The following is a 15,718-nucleotide window of genomic DNA, read 5'->3' on the forward strand; positions in this document are numbered from 1 at the left end:
CGATCAATCACAAGTTTGTCTTATGTGTGCGCGGCGCCGTGCCGCGGGGGTCCGATTGGCGGTCGGAATTCCGTGGTTAGGGGCGGCGCTGCGGCCGAATGAGTGGCCACCACGGGGTGTTCCGCTGTCAGCGAACACGCTACCGGAGCCGACCTCGGAAGGCACCGGTGTGACCGGTCCCACGCTGTCGGACCTTCGGCGTAGCCTTCGTACATGGCAGAGAGCAAGGTCGGCAAGGCCCCCAAAACGGAGTCCCAGGTAGCGAAGGTCCGCAGGGCCCGCCGGATCAACCGCGAACTCGCCGAGGTGTATCCGTACGCACATCCGGAGCTGGACTTCGAGAACCCGTTCCAGCTCCTGATCGCCACGGTGCTGTCCGCGCAGACCACCGACCTGCGGGTCAATCAGACGACACCCGCACTGTTCGCGAAGTACCCGACGGCGGCGGACATGGCGGCGGCCGACCCGGCGGACCTGGAGCAGATCCTGCGGCCGACCGGCTTCTTCCGGGCCAAGACGAGGTCCGTGCTGGGCCTGTCCGCCGCGCTGCGGGACGAGTTCGGCGGCGAGGTGCCCGGCCGCCTGGCCGACCTGGTGAAGCTGCCCGGCGTCGGCCGCAAGACCGCGAACGTGGTGCTGGGCAACGCGTTCGGGGTGCCCGGCATCACGGTCGACACCCACTTCGGCCGGCTCTCGCGCCGCTTCGGCTGGACCACCTCGCAGGACCCCGAGGAGGTCGAGCGGGATGTGGCCGCGCTCTTCCCCAAGTCGGACTGGACGATGCTGTCGCACCGCGTCGTCTTCCACGGCCGCCGGATGTGCCACGCCCGCAAGCCCGCCTGCGGGGTGTGCCCGATCGCCGCGCTTTGCCCGTCGTACGGCGAGGGCGAGATGGACCCGGAGAAGGCGAAGAAGCTGCTGAAGTACGAGAAGGGCGGCTTCCCCGGGCAGCGGCTGAACCCGCCGCCGGACTACCCGGGGCAGCCCGCGCCCCCGCTGGGCGCCTCATGACGCGGTCCTGGGAGGCCGGCGCGTCGAAGGTGGACGTCAGCGCCGGCGGGCTGCCGCAGTGGCTGGAGCCCGTGGTCGACGCCGTCGGCAGCGTGCGGCCCGAGCAGCTCAGCAGTTTCCTGCCGCCCGACGGCGGGGGGCGGCAGTCGGCCGTGCTCGTGCTGTTCGGCGAGGGCGATCAGGGACCCGACCTGCTGCTCATCGAGCGTTCCGCGGCGCTTCGTTCGCACGCGGGCCAGCCGTCCTTCCCGGGCGGCGCGCTCGACCCCGAGGACGGCGACCCGGACGGCGAGGGCCCGCTGCGGGCGGCGCTGCGCGAGGCCGAGGAGGAGACCGGCCTCGACCCGGCGGGCGTGCAGCTCTTCGGCGTCCTGCCGCGGCTCTATATCCCGGTGAGCGGTTTCGTGGTCACTCCGGTGCTGGGCTGGTGGCGCGAGCCGAGCCCGATCCGCGCGGTCGACCCCGCGGAGACCGCTCGCGCCTTCCGGGTTCCCGTGACGGATCTCACCGATCCGGCCAACCGTGCGACTCTCGTGCACCCCAGCGGTTTCCGCGGCCCGGCCTTCCTCGTCCAGGGCGCCCTGGTGTGGGGCTTCACCGCCGGCCTGATCGACAAGTTGCTGCACTACGCGGGCTGGGAGCGGCCCTGGGACCGGGAGCGCACCGTGCCGCTGGCCTAGCGGCGGACCGTATCTCCACCGCATGGCCGCCGGGCCCGTCCGTGTGCGCCGATCGGACCGGCGGGGCCGTACCGCCCCACGCGCTCAGGCCGACGTGAGACCGTGTTCCCCGTGAACGTGCTGGACATCCTGCTCATCCTCGCCGCCGTGTGGTTCGCCGTGATCGGCTACCGGCAGGGCTTCGTCGTCGGCGTCATGTCGGTGATCGGCTTCCTCGGCGGCGGCCTGGCCGCCGTCTACCTGCTGCCGCTGCTGTGGGACAAGGCGACGGACCATGCGACCCCGGGCTCGGCCGCGGTGATGTCCGCGGTCGTGATCGTGATCGTGTGCGCGTCGGTGGGGCAGGCGTTCACCACGCACCTGGGCAACAAGGCGCGCACCCGCATCACCTGGTCCCCGGCCAGAACCCTGGACGCAGGCGGCGGCGCCCTGGTCAACGTGCTGGCGATGCTGCTGGTGGCGTGGCTGATCGGCAGCGCGCTGGCGACCACGACGCTGCCGACGATAGGGCGCGAGGTGCGGTCGTCGAAGGTGCTGATCGGGGTGTCCCGGGTGATGCCGCCGTCGGCCGACACCTGGTTCACCGACTTCAGCGACACCCTGGCGCAGAACGGCCTGCCGCAGGTCTTCGGCACGTTCGGCTCAGAGCCGATCACCTCGGTACCCGCCCCCGACCCCGCGCTGGTCGGCAGCCCCGCGGTGGCCGACGCCCGCCCCAGCATCGTCAAGGTCGTCGGCACCGCCCCGAGCTGCGGGAAGGTGCTGGAGGGCTCGGGCTTCGTCTTCGCCAAGGACCGGGTGATGACCAACGCGCACGTCGTCGGCGGCGTCTCCGAGCCCACCGTGCAGGTCGGCGGCAAGGGCCGGCTGCACGACGCCCGCGTGGTCCTCTACGACTGGCAGCGCGACATCGCCGTCCTCGACGTGCCCGGGCTGGACGCGCCCGCGCTCCACTTCGCCACCACGAGCGAGCAGAGCCGCGACGACGCCATCGTGGCGGGCTTCCCCGAGAACGGCCCCTTCGACGTGCGCGCCGCCCGGATTCGGGACCGCATCAAGGCCAGCGGGCCGGACATCTACCACCGCGGCACCGTGCACCGCGACGTGTACTCGCTGTACGCGACGGTCCGGGCGGGGAACTCGGGCGGTCCGCTGCTGACCACCGACGGCGAGGTCGCCGGGGTGGTCTTCGCGAAGTCCCTGGACGACTCGCACACCGGTTACGCGCTGACCGCCGCCGAGGTGGCCCCGGACGTCACGGCCGGGCGTACCGCGAACCGGCAAGTGGACACCGAGGGGTGCGCGCTGTGACGGGGACCCGCGGTCTCATTCCTTCACATGGCGCAGCCGAGCGCTGACCCAGCGGGCCCGGCGGCCGAGTATGCGGGGGATGCCGAGACGGCCGGCCCCCGTGGGGATCAGCGTCATCGGGACCCGGTCGGCGGCTGCGAAGCTGCGGTGAGTGCGTGATACGTCACGGTAGTCGTGCGTCGAACCCATACGGAGCTACGTGCCCGCGCCGATAGGTCGGTAATCGCCCTCGGGTCGTCCGATTGGCTTATGCGCCCGGCATTTTGGCGATCATCGTACTGTCGCAATGTGGCCGTAGTGCGGCCGTATCGCGCCGGTTCAGCGGTCCGGTTCCGGGTCCTTGAGCCAGTTGACCAGCTCGGTCGAGAAGGCCACCGGGTCCTCCTCGTGCGGGAAGTGCCCGAGGCCGTCGAAGAGCCGCCAGCGGTAGGGCGCCTCCACATACTCCCCGCTGCCTGCCACGCTCCTGGTGCCGACCGCCCGGTCGAGCGAGCCGTGCATCTGCAGGGTGGGCACGCGCACCGGGCGCTTCATCCGGCGGTTGAACTGGAGGCCGTCCGGCCGGGCCATCGACCGCACCATCCAGCGGTAGGGCTCGACCGCGCAGTGCGCCGTGGACGGGATCTGCATGGCCTCGCGGTAGACGTCGATCGACTCCTCGTCCAGCGGCCGCGGTCCCGACCAGTCCCGGATCATCTGGCCGACCAGTGCCGCGTCGTCGGCGACGAGCTGCCGCTCGGGCACCCAAGGGCGCTGGAAGCCCCAGATGTAGCCGCCCGACCTGCTCTGCCGCAGGTCGGTGAGCATCGCGGCCCGCCAGCGTCGTGGGTGCGGCATCGAGCAGACGGCCAGCCGACGTACCAGCTTCGGCCGCATCGCGGCGGCGGTCCAGGCCAGGTATCCGCCCAGGTCGTGGCCGACCAGCGCGGCGTCGGGCTCGCCGAGCGAGCGGATCACCCCGGTCACGTCGAGTGCCAGGTTGCCGGGGTCGTAGCCGCGGGGCGTACGGTCGCTGCCGCCGACCCCGCGCAGGTCCATCGCGACCGCGCGGAAGCCCGCGTCGGCGAGCGCGGTGAGCTGGTGCCGCCAGGCCCACCAGAACTGCGGGAAGCCGTGCAGCAAGAGCACCAGCGGGCCGTCGCCGGCCTCGGCGATGTGGAAGCGGGCGCCGTTCGCGGCCACCTCGCGGTGGGTCCAGGGTCCGTCGAGGCGGGGCACCTGGCCACCTCGGCCGAGCTCCGCGCCGACCGGCCCGCTCCGGTCCGTCGCGTCCGGCACCGGGACGGGCCGGTTGGGCTGGCTGGGCGAGCCGGCGGGGAGGTTCATGGTGACGAGCGTGTCACATCTTCGATTCGAGCGCGGGAGCCGCGACGGTGGCGCCCAGCGGCTTGGCGTCCTGCGGACCGAGCTCGCGCGGGCGCGGCTTGGCCTTCTGCAGCACCGCGGCGGTCTCCTTGGCCGAGGCGATGGAGCGCTCCGGCTTCTTCACCTTCTTGAACCGGCTGTACGCCAGTGCGGCGAGCAGCACGCCGAGGACCACGAAGGCGCCGCACACGATGCCGAACGACGCGTCGAGCGGCAGTCCGGTGCGGTGGATGACGTACGCCAGTGCCATGCAGCCCATGGGTACCGCGAACAGGCAGAGCGCCAGCGCCACGATCAGCGCGCCGCTGCCGATCGTGGCGCGCTTCACGTCCTGCCGGATCTCGGTCTTGGCCAGCGCGATCTCGTCGTGCACCAGGGCGGACAGCTCCGTCGTGGCGGCGGAGAACAGCTCGCCGAGGCTGCGCTCGTCACCGTTCGAGGCTGGGCTCATCGAGTCCTCCGTGGTCGTCGCACCGCTTCGCTCGCGGGTGGTGTGGTCCGGACAAGGGAATGTCTGCCCCCGATCATGCCTTACGTGTCGTCAGGGCCGCCCGCCTGCCGCCGCCGGGCGAGCGCGGCGAGCCTGCGGTGCTCGGCGGCCTGGCGCTCCAGGATCTCGGCCATCCGCATGTGGTAAGCGGGTTGGTCCTGCTCGTAGATGTCGGGGATGCCGTCCCCGTCGTCGTCCCGCTCCTCCTCCGTGGTCAGCTTCCGGTATCTGTCGTTGCGCAGTTTGAGCAGGACCGCGGCCAGCACGGCCGCGATCACCGAGCCGACCAGCACGGCGGCCTTGGCCTCGTCGGCGAGCTTCGGGTGGGCGGCGAAGGCGAGTTCGCCGATCAGCAGGGAGACGGTGAAGCCGATGCCGGAGAGCGTCGCGAGCGCGAGGACGTCCGGCCAGCGCAGGTCCGGATTCAGCTCCGCGCGGGTGAAGCGGACTGCCAGCCAGGTGCCGCCGAACACGCCGATGGTCTTGCCGCAGACCAGGCCGAGGACGACGCCGAGGGTCTCCGGGCGGTGGAACACGTCGGCGAGCGCACCGCCGGAGATCGACACGCCCGCTGCGAACAGCGCGAACAGGGGTACGGCCAGGCCCGCCGACAGCGGCCGCACCAGGTGCTCGACGCGCTCGGCCGGCGGGTGCTGCTCGTCGCCCTGGCGGGTGCAGCGAAGCATCAGACCCATGGCGACGCCCGAAATCGTGGCGTGGACGCCGCTGTTGTACATCAAGGCCCAGGTGACGAGCGCGAGCGGGACGTACACGTACCAGCCGTGCACGCCGGCGCGTTGCAGCAGCCAGAACAGCACCAGGCACGCTGCCGCGCCGGCCAGGGCCGCGTAGTTGAGGCCGGAGGTGAAGAAGATCGCGATGATCAGGATCGCGAAGAGGTCGTCGACGACGGCGAGGGTGAGCAGGAACGCGCGCAGTGCCGAGGGCAGTGCGGTGCCGAGCACGGCGAGGACGGCGAGTGCGAAGGCGATGTCGGTGGCGGTGGGCACCGCCCAGCCCTTGAGCGAGCCGCCGCCCGCGGCGGCCACCACGGTGTACACGACCGCGGGCGCGGCCATGCCGCACAGGGCGGCGATGACGGGGAGCGCGGCCTTGGCCGGTTCGCGCAGTTCGCCCGCGACGAGTTCGCGTTTGAGTTCGATGCCGGCGACGAAGAAGAAGACGGCGAGCAGGCCGTCCGCCGACCAGTGCGCGACGGACAGGTGGAGGCCGAGCGCGGACGGGCCGAAGTGGAAGTGCGCGGTGGACTCGTAGCTGTGGTGGAGGGTGTTCGCCCAGATGAGGGCGATGACGGCGGCGAGCAGCAGCAGGATGCCGCCGACGGTCTCGGTGCGCAGGGCGTCGGCGACGAAGTTCCGTTCGGGCAGCGGGAGACGGCCGAAGAGGACTGAGGAGCGGCGGCGCGGCTGCTCGGTCACGGGGGTGGCCTCCTGGGCGTCGTAGCCGGCTGTGGACACAGTTGTCCTGTGTGCCGACCAGACTTCCCGGCGCGCCCATAAGTCTCGTCGCCATGGTGCGGCGACGCGGGGTCAGCTTAACCCGGACAGGTGAAGGGGCGAGGGGGACCACGACGAGGGGCGCCCGCACTGCTGGAGTGCGGGCGCCCCTCGTCGTGGCGGCTCTTACGTCGTGACGGTTCCTATGTCCTGAAGGCTCTTACGGGGCCCGGATGCTCCTATGGATGTCAAGCGGCTTCAGTGAGGTCGCTTTGAGTGGTGTCGTGGCTGGTGTCGGTGGTGCGGATCGACCGCATGAGGACGCGGTAGACCTCGCGGGCGACGTGGCGTTTCAGGCAGCGCATGATGTCCTTCTTCGCGAGTCCTTCGGTGGTGCGTCGCTCGACGTAGGCGCGGGTGCGTTCGTCCCAGCGCATGCGGCTGAGCACGATGGTGTGCAGGGCGTGATTGGCGGCGCGGTCGCCGCCGCGGTTGAGTCGGTGGCGGTCCCTGCGTCCGGATGAGGCCGGTATGGGCGCGACGCCGCAGAGGTGAGCGAAGGCCGCCTCGGAGTTCAGCCGGCCAGGGTTGTCACCGGCGGTGGCCAGGAGCTGACCGGCCACATCCGAGCCGACGCCTTTGAGCGCCAGCAGTTCGGAGGCGGCCTGGGTGGTCAGGGCCGTGAGCTCGGCTTCCAGCCCGTCGATCTCCTCGGTCAGAGCCAGGACGCGCCTGCCCAGACGGCGCAGGGCAGCTTTGGCCGCCTGCTCGGGATCGGCAAGGTCCGCACCCGGCCGGAGACGGGCACATGCTTTGGCCAGGGCTGCTACCGGCAGGCCGCGGAACTGGGCCCGCAGTCTCTCCGGTGCGGTGACCAGCAGCTGACGGGCCTGGTTGACCGCCTGCGTTCGGGACTTCACCGCCGAGCGACGCACCACGCGTAGCGTGCGGACCGCCTCGACGATGCCGTCCCGGGTCTTCGGCGTGCCCGTGGCCCGGCCTGAAACGACCGCCTCGGCCGCGGCGTAGGCGTCGATCGGATCGGACTTGCCCTTCATCCGCCGCGTCTTGCGATCGGGCCGGTCGACCTCGACCACCTTCAACCCCGCGCGTCGCAGAGTGCGAGCCAGCTCGGCGCCGTAGGCGCCGGTGCCCTCCACCCCGACGGCAGTCACCGTTCCGAACGACCCGATCCAGGCCAGGAGTTGGCGGTATCCACTCCCGGTCGCGGGAAACTCCCGGTCGGCCAGGTGGCGGCCGATGCGGTCGATCACCGCCGCGTGATGGGTCTCGCCATGGGTGTCGACGCCGCTTGTGACTTCCAGGGCCTGGTCCGTCATGCTGGTCACTGCCGTCCTCTCGCTGATCCCGGTGGGGCGGCACGCGCCGGCCGGGCGGGCGGACAAGACAGTGGCGGGGCTTCTTGACCAAGCTCCTATAAGGTCACGGACACCCGTCCGGTCGCGTGCAATGCCTCCTCCGCACGGGCCGACATATCCGCTAAAGGACAGCCATTCGGCGTCGGTCAGTCCGTGAGTCAGACCCGGCGGAGAAGACACGTCACATCCTCACTGTCAGTCCTCGCTGGGGGCGGAGGGCAGCTTGGTCTGGATCAGGTCCATGACGGAGGAGTCGGTGAGGGTGGTGACGTCGCCCAGCGCGCGGTTCTCCGCGACGTCGCGCAGCAGGCGGCGCATGATCTTGCCGGAGCGGGTCTTGGGCAGCTCGGAGACGATCAGGATGCGCTTGGGCTTGGCGATCGGGCCGAGTGTCTTGCCGACGTGGTCGCGCAGCTCGCCGACGAGTTCGGCGCTGTCCTCGGCGGTGCCACGCAGGATCACGAACGCGACGATGGCCTGCCCGGTGGTCGCGTCGGCGGCGCCGACCACGGCGGACTCGGCGACCTTGGGGTGCGAGACGAGCGCGGACTCGACCTCGGTGGTGGAGATGTTGTGGCCGGAGACCAGCATCACGTCGTCGACCCGGCCGAGCAGCCAGATGTCGCCGTCCTCGTCCTTCTTCGCGCCGTCGCCCGCGAAGTAGCGGCCGGGGAAGCGGGACCAGTAGGTGTCGATGTAGCGCTGGTCGTCGCCCCAGATGGTGCGGAGCATCGACGGCCAGGGCTCGGTGAGGACCAGATAGCCGCCGGAGCCGTTGGGCACTTCGTTCGCCTCGTCGTCCACGACGGTGGCCGCGATGCCGGGCAGCGGGGTCTGCGCGGAGCCGGGCTTGGTCTCGGTGACGCCGGGCAGCGGGCTGATCATCATGGCGCCGGTCTCGGTCTGCCACCAGGTGTCCACGATCGGCGTCTTGCCGGCGCCGATGTGCTCGCGGTACCAGATCCACGCCTCGGGGTTGATCGGTTCGCCGACGCTGCCCAGGACGCGCAGGCTGCTCAGGTCGAAGTTCGCGGGGATGTCGTCGCCCCACTTCATGAACGTGCGGATCGCCGTCGGCGCGGTGTAGAGGATGCTGACGCCGTACTTCTGCACGATCTCCCAGAACCGGCCCTGGTGCGGGGTGTCGGGCGTGCCCTCGTAGATCACCTGGGTGGCGCCGTTGGCGAGCGGGCCGTAGACGATGTACGAGTGGCCGGTGACCCAGCCGATGTCCGCGGTGCACCAGTAGACGTCGGTCTCCGGCTTGAGGTCGAAGACGGCGTGGTGGGTGTAGCTGGCCTGGGTGAGGTAGCCGCCGGAGGTGTGCAGGATGCCCTTCGGCTTACCGGTGGTGCCCGAGGTGTAGAGGATGAACAGCGGCTGCTCGGCCTCGAACGCCTCGGGGGTGTGCTCGGTGGACTGGCGACCGAGGATCTCGTGCCACCACACGTCGCGGCCCGAAGTCCACTCCACGTCCTGGCCGGTGCGGCGGACCACCAGGACGTGCTCGACCTGCGGGGTGCGGGACACCGCGTCGTCGATGGCGGGCTTGAGCGCGGACGGCTTGCCCCGGCGGTAGCCGCCGTCGGCGGTGATGACCAGCTTCGCGTCGGCGTCGTCGATGCGGGAGGCGACGGCGTCGGCCGAGAAGCCGCCGAAGACCACCGAGTGCGCTGCGCCGATCCGGGCGCAGGCGAGCATCGCGACCACGGCCTCGGGGATCATCGGCAGGTAGACCGCGACGCGGTCGCCCTTGCGCACGCCGAGTTCCGTCAGGGCATTGGCGGCGCGGGACACCTCGTCCTTCAGCTCCGCGTACGTGATCGCGCGGCTGTCGCCCGGCTCGCCCTCGAAGTGGATGGCGACGCGGTCGCCGTGGCCGGCTTCGACGTGGCGGTCCACGCAGTTGTAGGCGACGTTCAGCCGTCCGTCCGCGAACCATTTCGCGAACGGCGGGTTCGACCAGTCAAGTGTCTGGGTGGGCTCGGTCTCCCAGGTCAGACGGCGGGCCTGCTCGGCCCAGAAGCCCAGCCGGTCGGCCTTGGCCTGCTCGTACGCGGCCGCGGTGACATTGGCCGCAGCGGCCAGTTCTTTCGGGGGAGCAAACCGCCGCTCCTCCTTCAGCAGGTTGGCCAGGCTCTCGTTGCTGCTCACGCCAGCTCCTTGTCAGGGTGTCCCAGATGTCCCGCCACTACCTCATCAGTCCTGGAGCACCCTGACAAGAGCCTCCGGTGAACTGGTTTAGACCTTTGTGATGAGAGTGACTGCTGATGCGCCTGGGTCCTCGTCCTGCTGCCGAGGCGTGCCGGCCTCCGGCCGGATCGGTGCGAACACCCCGGTGGTGTGGTCGAGGATGTACGCCTGCGCCTCGGCGACGTGGAAGTACATGCCGTGCAGTTGGAGGGTGCCGTCGGCGATCCGGCGGGCCACGCACGGATGGGCCGTCAGGTGCTCCAGCTGGGTGGTGACGTTGACCAGTGCGAGGCTCTCCTGGTCGTCGGCCGCCGGGCGGCCTGCGAAGGTGGGGACGGCGGCGTGGCCGGCTGTGGAGCCGTTGTTTTGGTCCACGGCGGCAATGGCATTGAGCCGGGCCAGACTCGGTCGGCCGTGCCGCAGCCATCTGGCCAGCGGGGTCCGGGCGCCCGGTTCGTGGTCGGAGCCGAGGAGTGCCTGCATCGCGCCGCACCCGGAGTGCCCGCACACGGTGATGCTGGAGACCCGCAGGACGTCGACCGCGTACTCCACGGCGGCGGCCACCGAGTCGCAGGACTCGTCGGAACCGGGCGGCGGCACCATGTTGCCCACGTTGCGGACGGTGAACAGGTCGCCCGGGCCGCTTGAGGTGATCATGCTGGTGACCAGCCGGGAGTCGGCGCAGGTCAGGAAGAGCTGACCGGGGCGCTGGCCTTCGCGGGCGAGTCTGGCGAGTTCGTCGCGCACGAGCGGGGCGGTGTGGCGCTGGAAGTTGCTGACCCCGCCGAGCAGTTGGCCGCCGCTGGTGGCCGGGATGGCCGCGGGGCGGGTGCAGTGGTGGTTGTGCCAGGGCGTCCAGGGGCGGCAGACGTGCGCGCTGACCGTCTCGCTGACGGTCCGTCCGGAGCCGTCGCCCAGGACGACCCGGCCACCGCGTGAGCGGTGCCGCGCGCACCACGCGCTCAGTGCCTCGTAGGCGGCGTGGTCCATGAACGAGCCGTCCAGTTCCACCACGACACTCGCCCGCTCCGGCACCTCGGCGAACGCCTTGGTCAGCCGCGGCACCGCCAGGAATGTCAGTTGCCCGCGGGCGCGGACCCGGTGGCACGTCGCTTCTTCGGTGACGGTGACCCGCGTGTGGGTGAGGTTGCGCAGTGCGAGGACGACGGCGATCGCGATGCCCGCGGCCACTCCCTGGAGCACCCCGAAGACCACCACGGTGCCGAGGGTCACCGCGTACACCGGGAACTCGCGATGCCTTTGAATGTGCCGGATGTGGGCGAAGCTGACCATGCGTACGCCGACCAGCATCACCAGTGCGGCGAGCGCCGCGAGCGGGATCTGCTCCAGGACGCCGGCCGCGAGCCCCGCGCACAGCAGCACCCAAACACCGTGCAGCACCGTGGCCCGCCGGGTGCGGGCCCCCGCCTCGACGTTGGCGGAGCCACGCATCGCGCCGCCCGCCACCGGCAGTCCGCCGAGCAGCCCGGACACGACATTGGCCGCACCCTGGCCGAGCAGTTCGCGGTCGAGGCGGGCCGGGGGAGCATGCGGTCCCGGGCGCCGTGCCTGCAGGGCGTCCACCGCGACGGCCGACAGCAGCGACTCCATGCTCGCCACCAGGGTGACGGTCAGGACGGCCGCGACGAGCGCGGAGACCGGGCCGCCGGGGATGACCGGCAGGCCAGGCGCGGTCAGGCGCGGCAGATCGACCCGCGGCACCGACCATGCGGCGCTCACCGCGGTGGCCAGGGCGACCGCCGCGAGTGGTGCCGGGACGGCGCGCAACGCCCGGGCCCGGCCGCGCAGCCGCGGCCATCCGAGCAGCACGCCCACGGTGACCGCGCCGATGACCGGGGTGATGGGGTGACTGTGCATCAACTGATCCGGCAGCGCCGCGATGTTGGCGAGCGCGGAGATCTGCGGGCTGCCGCCGAGCACGACATGCAGTTGCCCGACGGCGATGACCGTGCCGATGCCGGCGAGCATGCCGTGCACGATGGCCGGGCTGACCGCGAGCGCGGCTCTGGCCACCCGCAGCCCGCCGAGCAGCAGTTGCGCCAGACCGGCCAGCACGGTGATCGCGCAGGTGGCCCGCCAGCCGTAGCGCTCGACGAGGCCCGCGGTGATCACGACCAGGCTGGTGGCGCCGCCGCTGACCTGCAGCGGCGCCCCGCCCAGCAGTCCGGCGACGATGCCGCCGACCGCCGCGGCGACCAGGCCGGACTGCAACGGGGCGCCGGTCGCCAGCGCGATGCCGAGCGACAGGGGCACGGCGATCAGGAAGACGGTGATCGACGCGGACAGATCGGACCGATGGCATCTCATGGGCTCCCCACTCCTTCATTCCCTTGACACTCTCAAGCATCTGTAAATGGAGAGTAATGGAACGACTGCGGAGAGTGAAGTCCAGAATCCGAATCCGTGTGCTATTTCCGTCTTTCGAGTGAACTGGTGCTGGTGGTGGTCGCGGTTGATCGAGGTGACGGGCCGTCGCGCCGCAGGGGCGAGGTGGACCCGAGCGGACCCCGTGGGTCAGTGCGCGAGCGCGGCGGGCGCTTCGATCAGGTCCTCGCTGAGCGTGAAGTCCGGGTCGATCTGGGCAGCGAGGTCGGCGCCGGTCCTGGCGTTGCCCCAACTCTCCGCGTTCTTCCGGTGGAAGTGCGCCATCTGCTGGGTGTAGCGGTCCCAGTCGCGGGCCTGGTACGAGCGGTCGGCGCGCTCGTGCATGACGCGCAGGGCCTGGCGGTTCGGCTCTTCCAGCTGTTCGAATCGGGGCGGGCCGCCCTTCTCCATCGCCCGTACCCAGTCCGAGTGCCCGACGGTGACCAGCAGGTCGTCTCCGACCTCGGCCCGCAGGAAGGCGAGGTCGTCCTCGCCGTGCACCTTGTTGCCGATCACGACCAGGCCCACGCCGAAGTCGCGGGCGTACTCCTTGTACTGCCGGTAGACCGCGACGCCCTTGCGGGTCGGCTCCGCCACCAGGAAGGTCAGGTCGAACCGGGTGAACAGGCCCGAGGCGAAGGAGTCGCTGCCGGCGGTCATGTCGACCACCAGGTACTCGTCGCGGCCGTCCACCAGGTGGTTCAGGCACAGCTCGACCGCCCCGACCTTCGAGTGGTAGCAGGCCACGCCGAGGTCGGACTCGGTGAAGGGGCCGGTGACCATCAGCCGTGCACTGCCGGCGTCGGGGCCGAACACGAGCGGGCGGGCGCACGCCGTATAGACCGGGTTGTCCCCGCGCAACCGCAGCAGGCGGGAGCCGCGCCCGGGCGGGGTGGTCTTGATCATGCTGTCGGCCGAGGCGATGAGCGGGTTGGAGCCGCGCAGGTGCTCCTTGATCTCCGGCAGGTGCGCGCCGAGAGAGGGAAGCGCCGCCGCGTCGTCCTCGTCGAGCCCGAGCGCGGGGCCGAGGTGCTGGTTGATGTCCGCGTCGATCGCGACGACGGGGACGCGGGCGGCGGCGAGATGGCGGATGAACAGGGAGGACAGCGTCGTCTTGCCGCTGCCGCCCTTCCCAACGAAAGCGATCTTCATGTTCACTGAGCGTAGGGGTGTCTCCGGGGGAGAACTGACGGGGAGTGGGCAAGGCCACTCGATCGTGGTCTTTCCGGGCTGCGAGCGGTGCGTAGGGTCGGGGACATGGCTACGAACGCTGCTCCTTCTCCCGCTCCCGGGCAGGCGGACCCGCTGGTCGTACTCGCCGCGCTGCCGGGTGTGCCCGACGCGGTGGAGTCCGTGCGGCAGGCCGTGGATCGGGTCTACGGTCACCGGGTCATGCGCCGACGGGCCGGCGAGGTCGCGTCGGAGGCCGCCCTGCGCGGCGCCCGGGCTTCCGCGGCGCTCGCCGGCGCCGACTGGCCGCTGGAAGAGGTGCGCCGCCGCAGCGACTTCTCGGCCGACGACCAGTCACGAACGGTCGGGGCCGCGCTGCGGGTGACCGCCGAGGCAGGACAACTCCTCAGCGTGTGGCGGCAGTCGCCGGTCCAGGCACTGGCCCGGCTGCACCTGGTCGCGGCCGGCGGGGCCGCCGAGGAGCCCACGGTCGGGCGGCCGCGGCTGAGCGGCGAGCCGGTGGTCGACGAGACGGCCGGGTTCGAGCAGATCCCGCTGCCCGAGCCGTCCGAGGTCGCGGCGCGGCTCGACGGGCTGGTCGGACTGCTGCGGTCAGGCTCCGCGGCGCCCGCACTGGTGGTGAGCGCGGTCGTGCACGGCGAGTTGCTCTGCCTGCGCCCCTTCGGCTCGTTCAACGGCCCGGTGGCCCGCGCCGCCGAGCGGATCGTCCTGGTCGGCAGCGGGCTGGACCCCAAATCCATCTGCCCCGCCGAGGTCGGCCACGCGGAACTGGGCCTGGCCGGATACCTCAAGGCGCTGGAGGGATACGCCTCCGGTACGCCGGAGGGGATGTCCGAGTGGATCGCCCACTGCGGGCGGGCGCTCGAACTCGGGGTACGCGAGAGCGTCGCGGTCTGCGAGGCGCTGCAGCGCGGCGCGGCCTGAACGAAAATGCGGCGACACCCGCGGGTGCCGCCGCTCGACACGTCCGCCGAGTTACCAGTGCGTGCTCGAATGGTGCCGATCAGGGCGGGCACTTTGCCCGCTGCCTGGTGCGGCTGGCCCGGTTGGCGGGTCGGCTACGCGTGGGTGCCCGGTTTTCGTGCTCGGTCCGTGGGGCCAACTGCTGAACTGCGGTCTTCCTCTCGGAACTCCGTGGTCTCGCGGGCCGCTAACTCTTTTGTACTCCCGACCGGCAGGTAGCGGAACCCCTGGCTGCACTTTTTACTTTTGCCGCCAATCGGGACATTTCGCTTGACTTTCTGCCACCTCGGGTCGCTGTGGCCCCAGTGGCCCCATCGGTGTGGTCAGGACGCCGACAGTGGACGGCGCCGGCGCGCCGCGAGCCACACCAGCCCGGCGGTGGCGGCGGCGGCGCCGATCGCGGCCGCGGCCAGAACCGGGCGAGGCGGCATCGACAGTGACTGGATGCGCTGCTTCAGGCGCACCGGGCGGCTGAAGGTGAGGATCGGCCAGTCCCGGGCGGCGGCCTCCTTGCGCAGTGCCCGGTCGGGGTTGACCGCGTACGGGTGGCCGACCGATTCCAGCATGGGGATGTCCGTAGCCGAATCGCTGTAGGCGAAGGACCGTTGCAAGTCGTAGCCTTCGGACTCCGCCAGCCGGGTGATGGCTTCGGCTTTCGCCTGACCGTAGACGTAGTGCTCGATCTCCCCGTTGTACGCGCCGTCGGCTACCACCATCCGGGTGGCCACGACGTGGTCGGCGCCCAGCATCTCCCCGATCGGCTCGACGACTTCGGACCCCGAGGCGCTGACGATCACCACATCGCGGCCTGCCGCGTGGTGCTCCTCGATCAGTGAGGCGGCCTCGTCGTAGATGATCGGGTCGATCAGGTCGTGCAGGGTCTCGGCGACGATCTCCCGGACCTGCTGCACATTCCAGCCGCGGCACAGATCAGAGAGGTATTTGCGCATACCTTCCATCTGGTCGTGATCTGCGCCGCCGACGAGGTACACGAACTGGGCATATGCGGTACGCAATACCGCTCGCCTGTTGATGAGCCCGCCGTGGTAGAAGGACCGTCCGAAGGCGAGCGTGCTGGACTTGGCGATCACGGTCTTGTCGAGATCGAAGAACGCCGCAGTGCGCGGGGGCAGGTGGTTTTCCACGAGACGAGCATAGGCAACCACCATTCGGCCTAAGGTCCGGCGCGTGGGTTTGCCTGAGAGTGCCTTCGGGTACACCATGGAAGTCACGGATCGTTCGCGACCGTGCTAACCCGGTCTGGCTCCTCCCCCCCCCGAGTCGGACCGTGGG

The 15,718-nt window shown here is 70.9% G+C and carries 12 protein-coding genes; 4 read left to right on the forward strand and 8 right to left on the reverse strand.

Translation table 11 applies throughout. The features are described 5' to 3' along the window. The first annotated feature begins 213 nt into the window (after positions 1–213). From nth to OG370_RS23375, 3 genes are all read left to right on the forward strand, one after another. Complete coding sequence (nth, locus tag OG370_RS23365; protein ID WP_328467364.1) at positions 214–1,011, forward strand: endonuclease III; 798 nt, start codon at positions 214–216, stop codon at positions 1,009–1,011. Beyond that, positions 1,008–1,691: an NUDIX hydrolase gene (locus OG370_RS23370; protein WP_328467366.1), complete on the forward strand. Its 684-nt coding sequence runs from the start codon at positions 1,008–1,010 to the stop codon at positions 1,689–1,691. Before nth ends, OG370_RS23370 begins: the two co-directional genes overlap by 4 nt. A gap of 111 nt (positions 1,692–1,802) precedes the next feature. Continuing rightward, complete coding sequence (locus OG370_RS23375; RefSeq protein ID WP_328467368.1) at positions 1,803–3,002, forward strand: MarP family serine protease; 1,200 nt, start codon at positions 1,803–1,805, stop codon at positions 3,000–3,002. A 318-nt stretch (positions 3,003–3,320) separates the two neighbouring features. On the opposite strand, the gene OG370_RS23380 is transcribed toward OG370_RS23375, so the two are convergent. From OG370_RS23380 to OG370_RS23410, 7 genes are all read right to left on the reverse strand, one after another. Next, positions 3,321–4,328, reverse strand: a complete 1,008-nt coding sequence (locus tag OG370_RS23380; protein WP_328467370.1) for an alpha/beta fold hydrolase — start codon at positions 4,326–4,328, stop codon at positions 3,321–3,323. 13 nt (positions 4,329–4,341) lie between these two features. Further along, the gene (locus tag OG370_RS23385) at positions 4,342–4,818 is read right to left on the reverse strand and encodes a phage holin family protein (RefSeq protein ID WP_328467372.1); all 477 of its coding nucleotides are present in this window, start codon (positions 4,816–4,818) and stop codon (positions 4,342–4,344) included. Between the two features lie 80 nt (positions 4,819–4,898). Next, positions 4,899–6,296: a Na+/H+ antiporter NhaA gene (gene nhaA, locus OG370_RS23390; RefSeq protein ID WP_328474338.1), complete on the reverse strand. Its 1,398-nt coding sequence runs from the start codon at positions 6,294–6,296 to the stop codon at positions 4,899–4,901. A 266-nt stretch (positions 6,297–6,562) separates the two neighbouring features. Next, entirely contained in the window at positions 6,563–7,654 is a 1,092-nt protein-coding gene (locus OG370_RS23395; protein WP_328474340.1) for an IS110 family transposase, read from the reverse strand. Positions 7,655–7,888: 234 nt separating this feature from the next. Continuing rightward, positions 7,889–9,847 carry an acetate--CoA ligase gene (gene acs / locus OG370_RS23400; protein WP_328467374.1) on the reverse strand — a complete coding sequence of 653 codons (1,959 nt, stop codon included), beginning with the start codon at positions 9,845–9,847 and terminating at the stop codon, positions 7,889–7,891. Between the two features lie 87 nt (positions 9,848–9,934). Further along, positions 9,935–12,214 carry a bifunctional SulP family inorganic anion transporter/carbonic anhydrase gene (locus OG370_RS23405; RefSeq protein WP_328467376.1) on the reverse strand — a complete coding sequence of 760 codons (2,280 nt, stop codon included), beginning with the start codon at positions 12,212–12,214 and terminating at the stop codon, positions 9,935–9,937. 207 nt (positions 12,215–12,421) lie between these two features. Next, positions 12,422–13,423, reverse strand: coding sequence for an ATP-binding protein (locus OG370_RS23410; protein WP_328467378.1), 1,002 nt, complete (start codon positions 13,421–13,423; stop codon positions 12,422–12,424). 105 nt (positions 13,424–13,528) lie between these two features. Here OG370_RS23410 and OG370_RS23415 point away from each other — a divergent pair, with 105 nt between their 5' ends. Then, a complete protein-coding gene (locus OG370_RS23415) occupies positions 13,529–14,386 on the forward strand; it encodes an oxidoreductase (protein WP_328467380.1) in 858 nt (285 codons plus the stop codon). 362 nt (positions 14,387–14,748) lie between these two features. On the opposite strand, the gene OG370_RS23420 is transcribed toward OG370_RS23415, so the two are convergent. After that, a complete protein-coding gene (locus OG370_RS23420; protein WP_328467382.1) occupies positions 14,749–15,594 on the reverse strand; it encodes an HAD family hydrolase in 846 nt (281 codons plus the stop codon). Positions 15,595–15,718: the final 124 nt, after the last annotated feature.

Origin of the sequence: Streptomyces sp. NBC_00448 (genome assembly GCF_036014115.1) — a bacterium.
In the GTDB taxonomy this organism is placed as follows: domain Bacteria; phylum Actinomycetota; class Actinomycetes; order Streptomycetales; family Streptomycetaceae; genus Actinacidiphila.

What these genes read in the sequence shown, in the direction of transcription:
- nth (WP_328467364.1), top strand. Translation starts at nt 214, where the DNA reads ATGGCAGAGAGCAAGGTCGGCAAGGCCCCCAAAACGGAGTCCCAGGTA.
- OG370_RS23370 (WP_328467366.1), top strand. Translation starts at nt 1,008, where the DNA reads ATGACGCGGTCCTGGGAGGCCGGCGCGTCGAAGGTGGACGTCAGCGCC.
- OG370_RS23380 (WP_328467370.1), bottom strand. Translation starts at nt 4,328, where the DNA reads ATGAACCTCCCCGCCGGCTCGCCCAGCCAGCCCAACCGGCCCGTCCCG.
- OG370_RS23385 (WP_328467372.1), bottom strand. Translation starts at nt 4,818, where the DNA reads ATGAGCCCAGCCTCGAACGGTGACGAGCGCAGCCTCGGCGAGCTGTTC.
- OG370_RS23395 (WP_328474340.1), bottom strand. Translation starts at nt 7,654, where the DNA reads ATGACGGACCAGGCCCTGGAAGTCACAAGCGGCGTCGACACCCATGGC.
- OG370_RS23405 (WP_328467376.1), bottom strand. Translation starts at nt 12,214, where the DNA reads ATGAGATGCCATCGGTCCGATCTGTCCGCGTCGATCACCGTCTTCCTG.
- OG370_RS23410 (WP_328467378.1), bottom strand. Translation starts at nt 13,423, where the DNA reads ATGAAGATCGCTTTCGTTGGGAAGGGCGGCAGCGGCAAGACGACGCTG.
- OG370_RS23415 (WP_328467380.1), top strand. Translation starts at nt 13,529, where the DNA reads ATGGCTACGAACGCTGCTCCTTCTCCCGCTCCCGGGCAGGCGGACCCG.
- OG370_RS23420 (WP_328467382.1), bottom strand. Translation starts at nt 15,594, where the DNA reads ATGGTGGTTGCCTATGCTCGTCTCGTGGAAAACCACCTGCCCCCGCGC.